This window comes from Pseudomonas sihuiensis (assembly GCF_900106015.1).
Classification (GTDB): Bacteria; Pseudomonadota; Gammaproteobacteria; order Pseudomonadales; family Pseudomonadaceae; genus Aquipseudomonas; species Aquipseudomonas sihuiensis.
The window spans coordinates 5,312,834-5,329,112 of the sequence record NZ_LT629797.1 but is presented as its reverse complement, the minus strand read 5'-3'; the positions used below and the strand labels follow the sequence as shown (position 1 = coordinate 5,329,112).

Genomic DNA, 16,279 nt, shown 5'->3' with positions numbered 1-16,279 from the left:
AAGACTATTTACGACATATAGAATTGGCGCCGTTTTTGCTCTAGCAGCTCCAGCCTGACCGTATGGACAGGTTTAAAAATCATAACGACACGTCTTAACCATCAGGAGCTTTCATGAATCGCACTCTCTCTTCGCTGGCGCTCGCCGGCGGTCTGCTGGCAGGCGGTCAGGCCGTCGCCGGCGATCTGCTGCAGTGGCAGAACAACAGCCTGACCTACCTCTATGGCCAGGACTTCAAGATCGACCCGGAGATTCAGCAGACCGTCACCTTCGAGCACGCCAGCGGCTGGAGCTTCGGTGACCTGTTCCTGTTCGTCGACGTGATCAAATACAACACCGATGCCACCAACGGCGCCGGTGACGGCCACACCTTCTATGGCGAGTTCAGCCCGCGCTTCTCGTTGGGCAAGATCACCGGTGCCGACTTCTCCTTCGGCCCGATCAAGGACGTGCTGATCTCCACCACCTACGAGTTCGGTGAAGACGACGTCGAGTCCTACCTGATCGGCCCGGCGGTCGACCTGGACATCCCCGGCTTCGACTACTTCCAGCTCAACACCTACCTGCGTACCACCGATGGCAGCCGCCCTGGCAGCAACGTCTGGCAGATCACCCCGGTGTGGAGCTACACCATCCCGGTAGGCGAATCGGACATTCTCATCGACGGTTTCATGGACTGGGTGGTGGACAACGACAGCAATCGCCGTGGCGACTACCACGCCAACCTGCACTTCAACCCACAGATCAAGTACGACCTGGGCAAGGCGCTGAAGTGGGGCGAGAAGCAGCTGTACGTGGGTATCGAGTACGACTACTGGAAGAACAAGTACGGTATCAAGGACGGCGGTTTCGTCAGCGACAACTTCGTCGGTTCGACCGACCAGAACACCGCCAGCCTGTTAGTCAAGGCACACTTCTGAGACGCGCCTGCGCGCTTACTGGCCAAGGTCGCAGCAACTTGCGACCTTCTGCCAATGCCATCGGGCAGCCTGACGTGATTAGCTGCCCAGCATCACCAGACCTTCACCCAAGGATGGACGATGCCACCGCGTATCCTGCTGCTTACCTGCCTCGCCATGCTGGCCTTCGCCGGCAACTCGCTACTGTGCCGCCTGGCGCTGCGTGAAACGGAAATCGACGCGGCCAGTTTCACGGCTATCCGCCTGCTCGCCGGCGCCCTGACGCTGTGGCTGCTGCTCAAGCTGAGGCAGACCGGGCAACCCATCGCCGGCAATTGGCCTGGCGCGCTGGCGCTGTTCACCTATGCGGCGGCCTTCTCCTTTGCTTACCTGCAACTGGATACCGGCGTCGGCGCCCTACTGCTGTTCGGCGCCGTGCAGTTGAGCATGCTGCTGTGGGGCTTGCTGCGTGGCGAGCGTCTGGGGCTGGGCACCAGTCTCGGTACGGCGCTGGCCACGGCCGGCCTGCTGGCGCTGCTGCTACCCGGTGCCAGTGCGCCCCCGCTGCTGGCGGCCTTGCTGATGCTGCTGGCCGGCGTGGCCTGGGGCGCGTACTCGCTGCTCGGGCGCGGCCAGGGTGATCCGCTGGCCGTGACCACCGGTAACTTTCTGCGTGCGGCACCGCTGGCCGTGCTGCTGGCGCTGGTGCTGTTGTCGCAACTGAACTGGGATGGGCCTGGCCTGTTCTACGCGGTGTTGTCCGGCGCCCTGACCTCGGGTGTCGGTTACGCCATCTGGTACAGCGCGCTGCCCGGCCTGCGCGCCAGTCAGGCCGCCACGGTGCAGTTGAGCGTGCCGATTCTCGCCGCGCTCGGCGGCAGCCTGCTGCTGAGCGAAGCGCTGTCTCTGCGCCTGACCTTGAGCGCCGTTGCCGTGCTCGGCGGTATCGCGCTGGTACTGGGCAGTCGGCAACGTGCCGGGAGCTAATGGCGCGTGCAGTGGTCTTCTATCCTGAACTCATAACGTCCAGGGAAGATCACCATGCACCGTCTGCTTCGTCTTTGCCTCGTTGCCCTACTTGCAGCAGGCCTGAGCGCCTGCGCCAGCCTGAGCAATCGTGATCCGCTACGGGTCGACCTGGTCGGCCTGGAACCGTTGCCCGGTCAGGGCCTGGAGGTACGCTTCGCGGTCAAGCTACGGGTGCAGAACCCCAATGACAGCGCGGTGAGTTTCAACGGCATGGCACTGGATCTGGATGTGAACGGCCAGCCGCTGGCCAGTGGCGTCAGCGACCAGAGCGGCAGCGTGCCACGTTTCGGCGAGACGGTATTGAGCGTACCGGTGAGCATTTCAGCGTTTTCAGTGATGCGTCAGGCGTGGGGCGTGGCCGGTTATCAACCTGGCCAGGAGGTGCCCTACATGCTGCGTGGCAAACTCGCCGACGGCCTGTTCGGCACCCGCCGCTTCAGTGACAGCGGTATCCTGAACTGGCCGCAACCGCCAAGCCCCTACTGAAGCAGGAGCCGGCGGTTACACGGCGATCAGGCCGCCTGACGACTGCTGCGCGAAGCTACTCGGCGGTGACAGGCGTCACCGAAGGCCTGGAAGATCTTCACCGAATCCGGGTTCTTCGCCGCCTGCCATTCCGGGTGCCACTGCACCGCGAACAGGAAGGGGGACAGGCTCGGCGCGTGGATCGCCTCGATCAGGCCATCCTCGGCGGTGGCCAGCACTTCCAGTCCCTTGCCCAGGTTGCGAATCGCCTGGCCGTGCAGGGAGTTGACCTGAATCTCGTCCTTGCCCATCAACTCGGCGAACCAGCTGCCAGCCACCGGACGCACGCTGTGGCTGGCTGCGTACTGCACCTCGACCGGATCATCGGGGTTTTCGCGATGGTCGTTGAAACCAGGCTCGGCGTAGACCTTCTGGTAGATGTCGCCGCCCAGCGCCACGTTGATTTCCTGCATGCCACGGCAGATGCCGAAGATCGGCAGACCGCGAGCGATGGCGGCACGAATCAGCGGTAGATCGAACAGGTCGCGGTCGCGATCCTGGCCCTTGTTCGGTGTTTCGTTCTCCTGACCATAGAGCGCCGGGTCGATGTTGCTGCCGGCACCGGTGAGGTAAACACCATCGGCCATATCCAGATACTGCTCGAGATCCTCGATGCCGCAGCAGGTGGGCACCAATACCGGCACGCAACCGGAGAACTCGACCAGAGGCTGGATGTATTTGTGAGTCATTACTTGATAGTCGTGGCCCTTGCGCTCTTGAGCGCCCATGGACATCAACACGACGGGCTTGCGGAGATTGTTCTTGCTAGGAGTGCTGCGGATCTTGTTGTCGGACATACGTCACCTTGGGACAGGCCGGGCCTATCGTTGCTGTGCAGACCGGTAGCCAGCAGAACACTCTGCTGTAGCACCTCCGGCCTGTTTGGCTAACCCCGTGCACCGAGACTCATCCTGAGCCTGAGTGCCGCCTTCCGACGGCGGCTCGAACCGGGTCAACTCCATCCAGAGAGGGGGCTGCAGCGACGCTGCCCGCTACCCGGTTCGGCAACGGAATCTGCAGCCAGTCTGCCCGAGCCGTAAAATATGTCAAACAAATCTGCTCAAGATTTTCTGGTAAGCCATTTATCGCACAACAAGTGAACGCCCATTAAAAGGCGCTCTAAGGGCAATCCAGGCAAACTACCGCCTGGCAAGAAGTCCAATATTTAAAACACCCGTATCTCAAGGGCTGCAGGTCCTAGAGCGACGCCAGCGAACAAAACCCTATATAATCTGCGGTTTCTCACTGCACCGAGGACACCCCTTGACCGCTCTGCCGCCCTGCCCCAAATGCAACTCCGAATACACCTACGAAGACGGCGATCAACTGGTCTGCCCCGAGTGCGCCCATGAGTGGAAAGCTGGCGAGAATACCGACGGCGGTGATGACGCGCGGGTGATCAAGGATTCGGTTGGCAACCTGCTGCAGGACGGCGACACCATCACCGTGATCAAGGACCTCAAGGTCAAGGGCTCGTCACTGGTGGTCAAGGTCGGCACCAAGGTGAAGAACATTCGCCTGGTCGACGGCGATCACGACATCGACTGCAAGATCGATGGCATCGGCGCGATGAAGCTCAAGTCCGAGTTCGTACGCAAGGTGTGACGCTCCGCCGCCGCTCGCAACGGGTGGCGGCCCGCTCACTGCACCGGCAGGAAATTCAGCAGAAACAGGCTCTGGGCGTAGTTGGCGCCCATCCGCCGGTAACGCTCTTCCAGCACATGGGTGAGCAGATCGAGACGCGCCACCATCTTGCCGAACTCCACTGCATAGCTGAGGTTGTTGCCTTGCTCGGAGAACTCGTTGGATAGCAGCATTGGCTGGCCCGTGGCGTCACGCCGTTGCGAGAGCATCCAGCCGGCCTTCTCCAGATTGCGCGCGGCGTTGTGGATGAACTGCGCATTGAAGCTGTCGGTCAGGTAGAACTCGGTGCGGCCACCGTGAGCCGTCACCAGCATGCTGCCAATGGCATAGGTGAAGGCTGCCACGCGGTCGCCCTGAAATGCCGGGCTCAGCGAATAATCCAGCGCAGCGACATCACGTCGGCCGCCCAAGGTTGGCCAGTCCTGGTTATGTTCGATGGCGTACTGGATAGCGCGCTCGGCAGCAGCGGCGTCGGGCAGGGAATTCTTGCGCCACTCGCGTGGGTTACGTTGATACAGCTTGTTCATCAGCCGATAGAGGCTGTTGAGGTTGTTACGCATGGCCAGGGTTGCCATGCGATCGACGTCCGTCTGCAGCACCTCGGTGGGTTTGAGCGGATTGCGCGTGTGCAGGATGGAATCGTTATCCAGACGACCACTGCAGCCGCTGAGCAGCAACAGCACAGCCAGCACCGGCAGCACTAACCGCTGCAAACATACCGAGTTGTTGATTGGCCTGCCGTGTGCAGCAGACGCTGGCCTCGCTCCCATGCAGAGGTTCCCTGGCTGGCACGCGCCCCAATGGCGCGTGCAACACTCAGAACCTCAGTAAAGCGCAAAAATTCCACGTTGCCTGTGCCCTGGCGCATAAATCGTGCCGATCAACGCACGACACGGCAGGAAAATGCGCCTGCTCAGGCTGGATTAGCGGCCCATTGCTCCAACCGCGTGACGCTTTCGCGATAGGGCTTGAGGCTCTTGGCCAGCAGGATGATCGACGTCGACACTGCCAGGGTGGTGATGATCAGCAGCGAATAGCGCAGCGCGGCGTCATCGGCGAAGACGAAGTCTGTGACTAGCGCCACGGCGGTCGGCCCCACTCCCAGGCCGATCAGGGTGATGACGAACAGATAGATGGCCGACGCCTGGCCGCGCATCGAATTGGGCATGATTTCCTGGATCGCCGCAGGCGCCACGCCGAACGGCATGCTCAGGCAAAACACCGTGGGGGCCATCAGCACACTGGCCCAGAATGCGCTGTCCATCAACGGATACAGCACCACCATGGGTAAGGCCCCCAGGGCCGCGTAAAGGCCGACACGCATATTGGCATCGCTGCGCCCGCGCTTGGCCATCCAGTCAGCCAGTCGCCCACCGAAGACGATCCCCAGGCAACCGAACACGGCGACGATACTGCCGTAGACAATGCCGACCTGGCCGGCATCCCAACCGTGGGTACGGATGAAGAAGGTCGGTATCCAGGCGGCGCTACCGTAACCGGCAAAGGCCAAACCGGCGAAGCCGAAGTTGTGCAGCAGCACGGTACGTCGATTGGCACGAATGTAGCGCCCCACTTCACTGAGCGGCACCGCCACCCCAGCACCGGCGCCACGCCGAGCAGGCTCCTTGACCGCGAACATCAACAACGTGAAGAGCACGCCGGCACCGCCAAGAATGAGGAAGATAAGCTGCCAGGGACGCACTTCACCCAGCACCGGCAACGTAACGTCGCCCTGCGCAGAGGCAAACTGAATGACTAGGCCGCCAACCAGAAAGGCCAGGCCCGAGCCGAGGTAGACGCCCATGGAATAGACGCTGATGGCCGTGGCCCGGCGCTCGGCGGGAAAGCTGTCGGCAATCAGCGAATAGGCGGCGGGCGACAACGCTGCCTCGCCCACACCCACGCCGATGCGGCACAGGAGGAACTGCCAGTACAGCTTGGCCATGCCGCAGGCGGCGGTAGCGGCGCTCCAGAACAGAATGCCGACAGCGATCAGCCCGCGCCGGCTGCGGGTGTCGGCCACACGGCCCAGCGGAATGCCGCACACGGTATAGAACAGAGCGAACGACAGGCCCATCAGCAGGCTCATCTGCGTGTCATTGATCGCCAGATCGCGGCGAATGGGCTCGACCAGCAAGTTGAGAATCTGCCGATCAACGAAGGACAGGACATACGCCACCATCAGGATGGCAACAGTGGTCCAGGCTCGGGCACTGGAGGGATAGCCGTTATTGTTGTTATGCACGGACGCTCTCCTCGGCACCGCAGAACGCGATGCGCGACGGTTGAAAGAAGCGCCAGCTTAGGACGATATAAACGGCAGTGAGTATCGCTCGAAGGTGTTATCAGGCCGACGAATGCTTCATACCTGCCGATACGAATGCTTTGGCACCGGGATTCAACAGCCGCGTCAAAGCACGATGCCTGTCAGTCAAGCGTGTAGGAGCCGGCCTGCCGGCGATGCTTTTTAGCGGATCGCCGGCAAGCCGGCTCCTATGGTTCAGTCTCTGAGCGGTGTTGGCTGCTGCACCTGTTCTACCTGAACAAGTACTCAGATCATCAACGGCGCGCGCTCGCACAACACCTTCAACGCCGCCGCCCAGTCAGGATGATCGTTCAGACAGGGCACCAGCTGCAGGCTTTCGCCACCGGCCTCGACGAACTGATCGCGGCCACGGTCGCCGATCTCCTCCAAGGTCTCGATGCAGTCGGCGACGAAGGCCGGGCACATCACCAGCAGCTTCTTCACGCCCTGCGCCGCCAGCTCGTCGAGACGCGTCTCGGTGTAGGGCTCGATCCACTTGGCGCGCCCCAGGCGCGACTGGAAGCTCACCGACCATTGTTCCGGGCGCAGGCCCATGCGCTGAGCGAACAACTCGGCGCTGCGCAGGCATTGCGCGCGGTAACAGTTGGCGAGTACCGCGGGCGAAGCGCTGCGGCAGCAGTCGTCGCCTTTCAGACAGTGACCGCTGGGATCGAGCTTGTGCAGGTGACGCTCCGGCAGGCCGTGGAAGCTCAGCAACAGGTGATCGAATTCCTGCTCCAGGTAAGGCTTGGCACTGGCCACCAGGGCGTCAAGATACTCCGGCTGATCGTAGAACGGCGGCAGCGTGGACAGACGCATCTTCAACCCACGCTCACGCACCACCCGCTTGACCTCCTCGATCACCGTGGTGGTGGTGCTGTCGGCAAACTGCGGATACAGCGGCGCCAGGGTCACCTCACGAATCCCCTGCGCGGCCAGACGCTGCAGGGTCGACTCGATGGAAGGCTCGCCATAACGCATGGCCAACTCCACCGGGCCCTGAGTCCAATGAGCCTTCATCGCTTCCTGCAAACGGCGACTGATCACCACCAGCGGCGAGCCATCGTCCCACCAGATCGAGGCATAGGCATGTGCCGATGCGGCAGGACGCTTGATCAGAATCAGCGACACCAGCAATCGACGCAGCGGCCAGGGCAGGTCGATCACGTAGGGATCCATCAGGAACTGATTGAGGTAACGGCGGACATCGGCTACTTCGGTGGACGCGGGCGAACCCAGGTTAACCAGCAACAATGCGTGATCGGTCATGCGAAATCCTAGTCATTGATGGCCCAGCAGATCCGCCAGGGCCACATCCAGATGGGTAAAACGAAAACTGAAACCCGCCTCCAGCAGGCGCGCCGGCACGGCACGCTGGCCGCCGAGCAGCAACTCGGACATCTCGCCGAGTGCAGCGCGCAGGACGAAGGCCGGCGCCGGGAAAATGGTCGGGCGGCTCAGCGCCTGGCCCAGCGCCTTGCTGAACTCGGCATTGCGCACGGGTAATGGCGCGCAGGCATTATAAGGACCGCGAGCGTCGCCCTGCTGCAAGAGAAAATCGATCAGGCCGATTTGATCGGCGATATGAATCCAGGGCATCCACTGCCGACCATCACCGATGCGACCACCCAGGCCGAGCTTGAACGGTAGCAACAGGCGTTTGAGCATGCCGCCATCCGGGCTCAGCACCAGGCCGGTGCGCACCAGCACCACGCGAATCCCCAGGTCCTCGGCGCGTTGTGCAGTTTCTTCCCAGGCCCCACACAGCTGCGCGGCGAAATCATCGGTGACCTGCGGCGTATCTTCACTCAGCTCACGTTCACCGCCGTTGCCGTACCAACCCACTGCCGAGCCCGACAGCAGCACTGCGGGGCGCTGCTGGCGCCGTTGCAGCCAGGTCAGCAACTGCTCGGTCAGACCGATCCGGCTCGACCACAGCAGCGCCTTGCGCTTGCTGCTCCAGGGACGGTCGGCGATGGGGGCACCGGCCAGGTTGATCACCGCGTCCAACGGCTCTTCAGCCAGCTCCTCGAGCCGGGCAATGCCTCGAACACTGGCCCCACAAAGGCGCGCGACCTTGCTTGGCTCACGGCTCCAGACGGTCAGGTGGTGGCCCTGCTCGGCCCAGTGTGCGCAAAGCGCTCGCCCGATCAGACCGGTACCGCCGGTCAGCAGGATATGCATGGCATCGTCCTCGCATGGCAATGGAAGAAACTTCACCTTTAGTCTGGTTCATGACGCGCACACGTGCCTTTATTGATTGCCGTGTTTGTCCTAAACCTAAAGCAAGGGAGCGCCACTTTCGGCGACATCTATACATGAAAACACTCTTGTATAGCTTTTGTCCAAGCCTTAGCCTGTAAAGCATTCAGCGCTGACGAGGTAACCATGAACGCACCCATCGCCATCATCGGCACCGGCATCGCAGGGCTATCCGCCGCCCAGGCCCTGCACGCCGCTGGCCGGGACATCGAACTGTTCGACAAGAGCCGTGGCAGTGGCGGGCGCATGGCAAGCAAGCGCAGCGACGCCGGCAGCCTGGATCTTGGCGCGCAATATTTCACCGCACGTGACCGCCGCTTCGTCGAGGCGGTACAGCAATGGCAGGCCCGCGGCTGGGTCGCCGAATGGCAGCCGAGCCTGTACAACGCCCAGGACGGCCAGCTCAGTGCCTCGCCGGATGAGCAAGTGCGCTGGGTCGGCTGCCCACGCATGAGCGCCATCACCCGCGCCATGCTCGGCGCGCTGCCGGTCAAATTCAGCTGCCGCATTACCGAAGTGTTCCGTGGCGACCGCTACTGGAGCCTGCTCGATGCCGAAGGCAACAGCCACGGCCCTTACAGCCACGTCATCGTTGCCACCCCCGCCCCACAAGCCAGCGCCCTGCTGGCGGCCGCACCGAAATTGGCTGGCGCCGCAGCGAGCGTGATCATGGACCCTACCTGGGCGGTCGCGCTGGGTTTCGACAGTCCCCTGGACACTCGCGTCGAGGGCTGCTTCGTGCAGGACAGCCCGCTCGACTGGCTGGCGCGCAACCCGAGCAAACCTGGCCGCGACACCCATCTCGACACCTGGGTGCTGCACGCCAGCAGCGTCTGGAGCCGGCAGAATCTCGATCTGCCCAAGGAAGCGGTGATCGAACAGTTGCACGGTGCCTTCGCCGAGCTGATCGGCTGCGCCGTGCCGCCGCCGAGCTTCACCCTCGCCCATCGCTGGCTGTATGCACGCCCGGCACAGGCGCATCAGTGGGGGGCACTGGCCGATGCCGATCTGGGCCTGTATGCCTGTGGCGACTGGTGCCTGTCGGGGCGAGTCGAAGGCGCCTGGCTCAGCGGCCAGGATGCTGCGCGTCGCCTGCTCGAGCACCTGCAATGAGCCAACCCAACAACAGGCCTGAAAAACGCCGCCTCAACCCGCGCAAACTGCTGCTGTCGAAATGGACAGCCGCGCAGCCGCAGAACCGCGAGCGTCATTTCCTGGTGACCGAACTGATCCGCGACGAGCAAGACAACATCCTCGGCGTCGAGCTTCAGGCGGTCCTCACGCAACGCAGCCAGCAACTCGACTGGCGCCAGTTGCAGGACAGCGAACGCTGGCTGCAAGGCTGGCGCTGACCCTCCCGTGATACCTGGCGGCAGCACCCTCGGCTGACGCCGCCTGCCTGCACAGCAAAACCAATACCAAACCTATACAAAGTATTTGACTTGTATAACTGCGCACCTATGATAGACACAAGTTGTACATGGATTACTTCATGTACAAGGTCTAATGAGGTCAGGTTATGCAAGCGAGCAAAGCCAAACTGGGCATCAGCGCCTGCCTGCTGGGCGCCGAAGTCCGCTACAACGGCGGCCACAAGCTGTCACGCCTGTGCAGCCGCAGCCTGACCGAACACTTCGATTTCATCCCGGTCTGTCCCGAAGTCGGCATCGGCATGTCGATCCCTCGGGAGCCGATTCGCCTGGTCGGCGATCCACAAGCGCCGCGCGCCGTCGGCACCGTCGACCGCTCGCGAGACGTCACCGATGCCCTGGCCGCTTATGGCGAACGCATGGCCACTGAACTGCAGGGCATCAGCGGCTACATCTTCATGCAGCAGTCACCGTCCTGCGGCCTGGAACGGGTCAAGGTGTATCAGGAAGGCGGACGCCCGAGCGAGCCGGGGCGCGGCATCTTCGCTGCTGCCTTCTGCGCGCGGCATCCGGATCTGCCGGTGGAAGAAGACGGCCGCCTCAATGATCCGGTGTTGCGCGAGAACTTCATCACCCGCGTCTATGCCCACGCCGAATGGCAGCGTCTGTTGCAGCAAGGCCTGACGCGTCGCGCGCTGATCGCCTTCCACTCGCGCTACAAGTACCTGCTGATGGCCACCGACCCGGTGCGCTACAAGACGCTCGGGCGCATGCTCGGCGACCTGAGCCAGCACGATCTCGGCGAGCTGGCGCCGCGCTATTTCAGCGAACTGATGAGCGCGCTGAAGAAATGCGCCACCCGTGGCACCCACAGCAACGTGCTGCAGCACCTGAGCGGCTACCTCAAACGCAGCCTGAGCCCTGAGGACAAGCAGGAGATGCAGCAACTGATCGGTCAATACCGCGAGGGCATCGTGCCGCTGGTGGTGCCGCTGACGCTGCTCAAACACCACTTCCGCCGTCACCCGGATCGCTACATCGCCGAGCAGGCGTATCTGCAGCCGCACCCCGAGCCACTCAGCCTGCGCAATGCACTGTGATGCCATGACCAGCGAAACCATCGCCGACGACGAAGTCGGCCACGACTACCGCCAGGCACTCGATGAGGGCTACCTGCCTATTCGCGAGGTGGCCCGCAGCACCGGCATCAACGCCGTGACCCTGCGCGCCTGGGAGCGCCGCTACGGGCTGATCGTGCCCTACCGCACACCCAAGGGACACCGCCTCTATTCACCAGCCAATCTCGCACGCATCAACGCCATTCTCGCCTGGCTGGCTCGCGGCGTTGCCGTCGGCCAGGTCAAGGCGCTGCTCGACCACGAGCAGGTGCCGCAAGCAACCCACACCGACAACTGGTCACGTCAGCGCAACGAGCTGCTCGGCTGCATCGTTCAGTTCAACGAGCGACGCCTGGATGATCGCTTCAACTCGGCACTGGCGCTCTACCCGGCCAGCACCCTGGTCGAACAACTGCTGTGGCCGCTGCTCGGTGATCTGCGCCAGCGCTGGCAAGGCCAGTTCGGCGCACGCGCCGAGCAGGTGTTCTTCCTCTCCTGGCTGCGCAGCAAGCTGGCCACGCGCATCTATCACTGCAATCGCCAGGTCGGCGGCGCACCACTGCTGCTGATCAACCTCGGTGAAGCGCCAATGGAGCCGGGCCTGTGGCTGTGCGCCTGGCTGGCCAGCGCCAGCGATTGTCCGGTGGAGGTCTTCGATTGGCCGCTGCCGCCCAATGAACTGCTGACGGCGCTGGAGCACATCGCCCCGCGCGCCGTGCTGTTGTATGCCGAAGAAGCGCTGGATGGCGCCCTGGTGCGCCGCCAGTTACCCCGTCTGGCCGAACAATGCCGGGTGCCGCTGCTGCTCGCCGGCCCCGCCGCTCACATTCACCGCGACTCGCTGACTGACCTGGAGTCGGCCAGCGACCCGCTAGCCGCGCACGCCTGGCTGCTGCGCCATGGCTTGCTCGGCACCCAAGAGGTAACCCCATGCAGCAACTGATGTGGTTTCGCAGCGACCTGCGCACCCAGGACAACACCGCCCTGAGCCGCGCCATGAGCAGCGGCGCGACCATCGCCCTGTATCTCGTCACGCCCGGCCAGTGGCAGCGCCATGACGATGCCGCGAGCAAGGTGGACTTCTGGCTGCGCAACCTGGCGGAGCTGAGCAAGGCCCTGGCGGCGCTCAATGTGCCGCTGCTGGTACGCCACTGCCACGACTGGAGCGAGGCGCCGGTGCAGGTCGCCGAGGTCTGCCATGAACACGACATCAGCGCCGTGCACGTCAATGAGGAGTACGGCGTTAACGAAAGCCTGCGCGATCAGCAGGTTTGCGCCTACCTCGGCCAGCAGGCTATCGCCTGGCACAGCCACCTCGATCAGCTGTTCTTCAAGCCTGGCAGCGTACTGACCCGCTCCGGCGGCTACTTCCAGGTCTACAGCCAGTTCCGCAAGGTTTGCTACGAGCGCCTGCACACGGCCCTGCCGGCATTGATCACCCCACCGAAGGCGCAAACGCCGCTGGCCATCGGCAGTGAGACGATACCCGAAACCGTAGAGGGTTTCGCCACACCCAGCGCCAGCCTGCGCCTGCTCTGGCCCGCCGGAGAGGAGGCGGCCCTGCAGCGCCTGCAGCGCTTTAGCGACGAGCAGATCACCTACTACAAGGACGAACGCGACTTCCCCGCCAAGCCTGGCACCAGCCAGTTGTCAGCCTACCTGGCCGCCGGCGTCGTATCGCCGCGCCAGTGCCTGCATGCCGCGCTCGCGGCCAATCAGGGCGAGTTCGACAGTGGTAACCCAGGCATCGTCACCTGGATCAACGAGCTGCTCTGGCGTGAGTTCTACAAGCACACACTGGTCGGCTACCCACGGGTATCGCGCCACCGTGCCTTCCGCCTGGAGACCGAGGCGGTGCCATGGCGCCACGCCCCGGAAGACCTGGCCGCCTGGCAAGAGGGCCGCACCGGCCTGCCGATCATCGATGCGGCCATGCGCCAACTGCTGGAAACCGGCTGGATGCACAACCGCCTGCGCATGATCGTCGCCATGTTCCTGACCAAGAACCTGCTGATCGACTGGCGCGAAGGCGAGCGCTTCTTCATGCGTCACCTGATCGATGGCGACCTGGCGGCGAACAATGGCGGCTGGCAGTGGAGCGCCTCCACCGGCACCGATGCGGCGCCGTACTTCCGCATTTTCAACCCGATCAGCCAGTCGCAGAAGTTCGATCCCGAAGGCCAGTTCATTCGCCAGTGGGTGCCAGAGCTGGCCGGGCTGAACAAGCGCGATATTCACGACCCATCCGCACTGGGCGGCCTGTTCGCGCCCGCCGGTTACCCACGCCCGATCGTCGATCTGTCGCGCTCGCGTGAACGCGCGTTGGCGGCGTTCAAGAACCTGTCTGCGCGGGAGGTTCCGGCATGAGTGCATTCCTTCACGACTTCGCCGAGCGCTTCGCCGCGCTGAACAAGGACAACCTCGATCTGCTCGGCGAGCTGTACAGCGACGACGTGCTGTTTCGTGACCCGCTGCATGAGGTGCACGGCCTGACGGCGGTACGCCGCTATTTCGCCGAGCTGTACGCCAATGTGGAAGCGCTGCATTTCGAATTTCACGGCTTCGATCAGGTCGCCGAAGGCGAAGGCTACCTGCGCTGGACCATGCGCTATCGCCATCCGCGCCTGCGCGGCGGCGCCGAGATCGCCGTCGAAGGCTGCTCGCACCTGCTCTGGCGCGAGCGCGTCTATCAACACCGTGATTATTTCGATGCCGGCGCACTGCTCTACGAACACCTGCCGCTGCTCGGTAGCGTGATCGCCTGGCTGAAACGGAGGCTGGCATGAAACGTATCTGGCTCACTGGCGCCAGCAGCGGCATCGGCGCCGCACTGGCCGAAGAACTACTAAAGGCCGGCCATCAGCTGGCACTGAGTGCGCGTAGCAGTGGCCCATTACAGGACTTCGCAGCGCGCTATGGCGATCAGGTGCTGGTCGCCCCAGGTGATCTGACCGACGCTGAGCAGGTACGCGCGATTGGCGAGCGCATCGCTCAAGAGTGGGGCGCGCTGGATTGCGTGATCCTCAACGCCGGCACCTGCGAATACGTCGATGTGCGCCAGTTCGAGGCGGCGATGATCGAACGTGTGGTCAGCGCCAACCTGTTTTCCGCCAGCTACTGCATCGAAGCAGCCCTGCCCCTGCTGCGCCAGGGCGAGCGCCCACACCTGGTCGGCGTTGGCAGCTCGGTGACCTTCATGCCGCTGCCGCGCGCCGAAGCCTATGGTGCCTCCAAGGCCGCCATGCGTTACCTGATGCAGGCACTGCGTATCGACCTGGCCAGCGAGGGCATCGACGTCACCCTGGTCAGCCCCGGTTTCGTCGACACCCCGCTGACGCAGAAGAACGACTTCCCGATGCCCATGCGCTGGCCGGTCGAACGCGCCGCCCGGCACATCGCCGAGCGCCTGGACAAGCGCCCGCACGAGATCGCCTTTCCCACTCCCTTCATCGCCGTGCTGAAACTGCTCGGCAGCCTGCCCAGCAGCCTGCAACTGGCCATAGGTCGCCGCCTGGCGCGCAACGAGGACAACGCATGAAAATCGCCATCGTCGGCAGCGGCATCGCCGGCCTGACCTGTGCCTACCTGCTCAATCGCCAGCACGACATTCAGGTGTTCGAAGCCAGCGACTGGATCGGCGGCCACACCCATACCGTCGACGTGCAGGTGGAGGGGCGCAGCTACGCCATCGATACCGGTTTCATCGTCTTCAACGACTGGACCTACCCCAATTTCATCCGCTTGCTGGAGCAGATCGGCGTCGGCTTCAAGCCCACCGAAATGAGCTTCTCGGTCAGCGACCCGGCCACCGGCGTGGAGTACAACGGCCACGACCTCAACACCCTGTTCGCCCAACGCAGCAACCTGCTGTCGCCGGCGTTCTGGGGCATGCTGCGCGACATCCTGCGTTTCAATCGCCAGTCGCTGGACGACCTGGCCAACAACCGCATCAGCGCCGACACCACGCTCGGCCAGTACCTCGACAACAACGGCTATGGCCGCCGCTTCATCGAGCATTACATTGTGCCGATGGGCTCGGCCATCTGGTCGATGTCCCTGGCCGACATGCTCGGCTTCCCGCTGCAGTTCTTCGTGCGCTTCTGCAAGAACCACGGCCTGCTCTCGGTCAGCGACCGGCCGACCTGGCAGGTGATCGAAGGCGGCTCGCGCAGCTACGTGGCGCCCTTGACCGCCAGCTTCGCCGAACGCATTCGCCTCAACTGCCCGGTCAGCCGCGTCGTGCGTGATCAGGATGGCGTCACCCTGCACAGCGCGGCCGGAGCGGAGCGCTTCGACAAGGTGATCTTCGCCTGCCACAGCGACCAGGCCCTGGCCCTGCTTGATCAAGCCAGCGAGAAGGAAAGTGAAATCCTCGGCGCAATGCCCTATGCCAACAACGACGTGGTACTGCATACAGACACGCGCCTGCTGCCCAAGCGCAAGCTGGCCTGGGCCAGCTGGAACTACCGCCTGGGTGGGCCAAGCGGGTCGCTGCAGAGCGTAGCGAGCGAAGGCCAGGCAAGGCGAAATCCGGCGAGGGAGCGCAGTTTACTGGGCGTAAATGAGCATCCCGAGCCGGATTTAAACGCAGCATGGCCGAGCGCAGTAGCTCTGCAGCGATCCGCCGATCAGATGGCGGCCGTGACCTACAACATGAACATCCTGCAGGGCATCGACAGCGATACCACCTTCTGCGTCAGCCTCAACCAGACGGCCGCCATCGACCCGAGCAAAATCCTCGCACGCTTCCAGTACGCCCACCCGCAGTACAGCCTGGCCGGCACGGCGGCGCAAGCGCGCTGGGAAGAGCTGCTCGGCGCGCAGCACACCTACTATTGCGGCGCCTACTGGGCCAACGGCTTTCATGAAGATGGCGTGGTCAGCGCACTGCGCGTAGCGCGTGCCTTCGGAGAGACGCTCTGATGCACAGCGCCCTGTACAGCGGCTGGGTGCAGCATCGCCGCTTCGCCCCGCGCGCCCATGCCTTTCGCTATCGCATGGGTCTGCTGTACCTCGACCTGAGTGAGCAGGCGCAGCTGTTCGCCCTGTCAAAGCTGGCCGGTTCCGGCCCAGAGTGTGTAAAAACGCCCCCGGTAAACCCTTGCTATAATTTCCAAGAGTCTCATC

General features: G+C 63.4%; 17 protein-coding genes and 1 pseudogene. 13 read left to right on the top strand and 5 right to left on the bottom strand.

Annotated features, from left to right (window positions below):
* Positions 1 to 113: 113 nt before the first annotated feature.
* From BLT86_RS24915 to BLT86_RS24905, 3 genes are all read left to right on the top strand, one after another.
* Entirely contained in the window at positions 114 to 920 is an 807-nt protein-coding gene (locus BLT86_RS24915; RefSeq protein WP_059390592.1) for an outer membrane protein OmpK, read from the top strand.
* 120 nt (positions 921 to 1,040) lie between these two features.
* Positions 1,041 to 1,886 (top strand): EamA family transporter, encoded by an 846-nt coding sequence (locus tag BLT86_RS24910; protein WP_090336416.1) that lies wholly within the window; start codon positions 1,041 to 1,043, stop codon positions 1,884 to 1,886.
* 54 nt (positions 1,887 to 1,940) lie between these two features.
* Entirely contained in the window at positions 1,941 to 2,414 is a 474-nt protein-coding gene (locus tag BLT86_RS24905; RefSeq protein WP_017678122.1) for an LEA type 2 family protein, read from the top strand.
* A gap of 26 nt (positions 2,415 to 2,440) precedes the next feature.
* Here the strand turns inward: BLT86_RS24905 and BLT86_RS24900 are convergent, their stop codons facing one another.
* The gene (locus BLT86_RS24900) at positions 2,441 to 3,250 is read right to left on the bottom strand and encodes a gamma-glutamyl-gamma-aminobutyrate hydrolase family protein (protein WP_045734244.1); all 810 of its coding nucleotides are present in this window, start codon (positions 3,248 to 3,250) and stop codon (positions 2,441 to 2,443) included.
* 466 nt (positions 3,251 to 3,716) lie between these two features.
* Between BLT86_RS24900 and BLT86_RS24895 the strand changes: the two genes are divergently transcribed.
* Positions 3,717 to 4,058, top strand: coding sequence for a zinc ribbon domain-containing protein YjdM (locus BLT86_RS24895; RefSeq protein WP_090336418.1), 342 nt, complete (start codon positions 3,717 to 3,719; stop codon positions 4,056 to 4,058).
* Positions 4,059 to 4,093: 35 nt separating this feature from the next.
* Here the strand turns inward: BLT86_RS24895 and BLT86_RS24890 are convergent, their stop codons facing one another.
* The 4 genes from BLT86_RS24890 to BLT86_RS24875 form a co-directional block, all read right to left on the bottom strand.
* Positions 4,094 to 4,867 carry a hypothetical protein gene (locus BLT86_RS24890; protein ID WP_231976562.1) on the bottom strand — a complete coding sequence of 258 codons (774 nt, stop codon included), beginning with the start codon at positions 4,865 to 4,867 and terminating at the stop codon, positions 4,094 to 4,096.
* Between the two features lie 143 nt (positions 4,868 to 5,010).
* A complete protein-coding gene (locus BLT86_RS24885) occupies positions 5,011 to 6,342 on the bottom strand; it encodes a spinster family MFS transporter (protein ID WP_092380201.1) in 1,332 nt (443 codons plus the stop codon).
* A 306-nt stretch (positions 6,343 to 6,648) separates the two neighbouring features.
* Positions 6,649 to 7,671: a ferrochelatase gene (gene hemH, locus BLT86_RS24880; RefSeq protein ID WP_092380197.1), complete on the bottom strand. Its 1,023-nt coding sequence runs from the start codon at positions 7,669 to 7,671 to the stop codon at positions 6,649 to 6,651.
* A gap of 12 nt (positions 7,672 to 7,683) precedes the next feature.
* A complete protein-coding gene (locus BLT86_RS24875; protein WP_092380195.1) occupies positions 7,684 to 8,586 on the bottom strand; it encodes a TIGR01777 family oxidoreductase in 903 nt (300 codons plus the stop codon).
* Positions 8,587 to 8,790: 204 nt separating this feature from the next.
* On the opposite strand from BLT86_RS24875, the gene BLT86_RS24870 reads away from it, so the two are divergent.
* From BLT86_RS24870 to BLT86_RS24825, 9 genes and pseudogenes are all read left to right on the top strand, one after another.
* Positions 8,791 to 9,777 carry an NAD(P)/FAD-dependent oxidoreductase gene (locus tag BLT86_RS24870; RefSeq protein WP_059390588.1) on the top strand — a complete coding sequence of 329 codons (987 nt, stop codon included), beginning with the start codon at positions 8,791 to 8,793 and terminating at the stop codon, positions 9,775 to 9,777.
* On the top strand, positions 9,774 to 10,016 hold the full coding sequence (locus tag BLT86_RS24865; protein ID WP_003459532.1) for a TIGR02450 family Trp-rich protein: 243 nt from the start codon (positions 9,774 to 9,776) through the stop codon (positions 10,014 to 10,016). Before BLT86_RS24870 ends, BLT86_RS24865 begins: the two co-directional genes overlap by 4 nt.
* Before the next feature lie 167 nt (positions 10,017 to 10,183).
* Positions 10,184 to 11,134, top strand: coding sequence for a YbgA family protein (locus tag BLT86_RS24860; RefSeq protein WP_017678128.1), 951 nt, complete (start codon positions 10,184 to 10,186; stop codon positions 11,132 to 11,134).
* A gap of 4 nt (positions 11,135 to 11,138) precedes the next feature.
* Positions 11,139 to 12,095, top strand: coding sequence for a MerR family transcriptional regulator (locus BLT86_RS24855; RefSeq protein WP_017678129.1), 957 nt, complete (start codon positions 11,139 to 11,141; stop codon positions 12,093 to 12,095).
* Positions 12,083 to 13,519: a deoxyribodipyrimidine photo-lyase gene (gene phrB, locus BLT86_RS24850; protein ID WP_092380193.1), complete on the top strand. Its 1,437-nt coding sequence runs from the start codon at positions 12,083 to 12,085 to the stop codon at positions 13,517 to 13,519. Before BLT86_RS24855 ends, phrB begins: the two co-directional genes overlap by 13 nt.
* On the top strand, positions 13,516 to 13,938 hold the full coding sequence (locus tag BLT86_RS24845) for a nuclear transport factor 2 family protein (RefSeq protein WP_021488182.1): 423 nt from the start codon (positions 13,516 to 13,518) through the stop codon (positions 13,936 to 13,938). The genes phrB and BLT86_RS24845 overlap by 4 nt, the downstream gene beginning before the upstream one ends.
* On the top strand, positions 13,935 to 14,690 hold the full coding sequence (locus BLT86_RS24840; protein ID WP_092380191.1) for an SDR family NAD(P)-dependent oxidoreductase: 756 nt from the start codon (positions 13,935 to 13,937) through the stop codon (positions 14,688 to 14,690). Before BLT86_RS24845 ends, BLT86_RS24840 begins: the two co-directional genes overlap by 4 nt.
* Entirely contained in the window at positions 14,687 to 16,075 is a 1,389-nt protein-coding gene (locus tag BLT86_RS24835; protein ID WP_231976561.1) for an NAD(P)/FAD-dependent oxidoreductase, read from the top strand. Before BLT86_RS24840 ends, BLT86_RS24835 begins: the two co-directional genes overlap by 4 nt.
* Positions 16,075 to 16,221: pseudogene (locus BLT86_RS24825) on the top strand (DUF1365 family protein); the annotation flags it as partial. The gene BLT86_RS24835 and the pseudogene BLT86_RS24825, both read left to right, overlap by 1 nt.
* Positions 16,222 to 16,279 lie beyond the last annotated feature (58 nt).

What these genes read in the sequence shown, in the direction of transcription:
- BLT86_RS24915 (WP_059390592.1), top strand. Translation starts at nt 114, where the DNA reads ATGAATCGCACTCTCTCTTCGCTGGCGCTCGCCGGCGGTCTGCTGGCA.
- BLT86_RS24910 (WP_090336416.1), top strand. Translation starts at nt 1,041, where the DNA reads ATGCCACCGCGTATCCTGCTGCTTACCTGCCTCGCCATGCTGGCCTTC.
- BLT86_RS24905 (WP_017678122.1), top strand. Translation starts at nt 1,941, where the DNA reads ATGCACCGTCTGCTTCGTCTTTGCCTCGTTGCCCTACTTGCAGCAGGC.
- BLT86_RS24900 (WP_045734244.1), bottom strand. Translation starts at nt 3,250, where the DNA reads ATGTCCGACAACAAGATCCGCAGCACTCCTAGCAAGAACAATCTCCGC.
- BLT86_RS24890 (WP_231976562.1), bottom strand. Translation starts at nt 4,867, where the DNA reads ATGGGAGCGAGGCCAGCGTCTGCTGCACACGGCAGGCCAATCAACAAC.
- hemH (WP_092380197.1), bottom strand. Translation starts at nt 7,671, where the DNA reads ATGACCGATCACGCATTGTTGCTGGTTAACCTGGGTTCGCCCGCGTCC.
- BLT86_RS24875 (WP_092380195.1), bottom strand. Translation starts at nt 8,586, where the DNA reads ATGCATATCCTGCTGACCGGCGGTACCGGTCTGATCGGGCGAGCGCTT.
- BLT86_RS24870 (WP_059390588.1), top strand. Translation starts at nt 8,791, where the DNA reads ATGAACGCACCCATCGCCATCATCGGCACCGGCATCGCAGGGCTATCC.
- BLT86_RS24865 (WP_003459532.1), top strand. Translation starts at nt 9,774, where the DNA reads ATGAGCCAACCCAACAACAGGCCTGAAAAACGCCGCCTCAACCCGCGC.
- BLT86_RS24860 (WP_017678128.1), top strand. Translation starts at nt 10,184, where the DNA reads ATGCAAGCGAGCAAAGCCAAACTGGGCATCAGCGCCTGCCTGCTGGGC.
- BLT86_RS24855 (WP_017678129.1), top strand. Translation starts at nt 11,139, where the DNA reads ATGACCAGCGAAACCATCGCCGACGACGAAGTCGGCCACGACTACCGC.
- phrB (WP_092380193.1), top strand. Translation starts at nt 12,083, where the DNA reads ATGCAGCAACTGATGTGGTTTCGCAGCGACCTGCGCACCCAGGACAAC.
- BLT86_RS24845 (WP_021488182.1), top strand. Translation starts at nt 13,516, where the DNA reads ATGAGTGCATTCCTTCACGACTTCGCCGAGCGCTTCGCCGCGCTGAAC.
- BLT86_RS24840 (WP_092380191.1), top strand. Translation starts at nt 13,935, where the DNA reads ATGAAACGTATCTGGCTCACTGGCGCCAGCAGCGGCATCGGCGCCGCA.
- BLT86_RS24835 (WP_231976561.1), top strand. Translation starts at nt 14,687, where the DNA reads ATGAAAATCGCCATCGTCGGCAGCGGCATCGCCGGCCTGACCTGTGCC.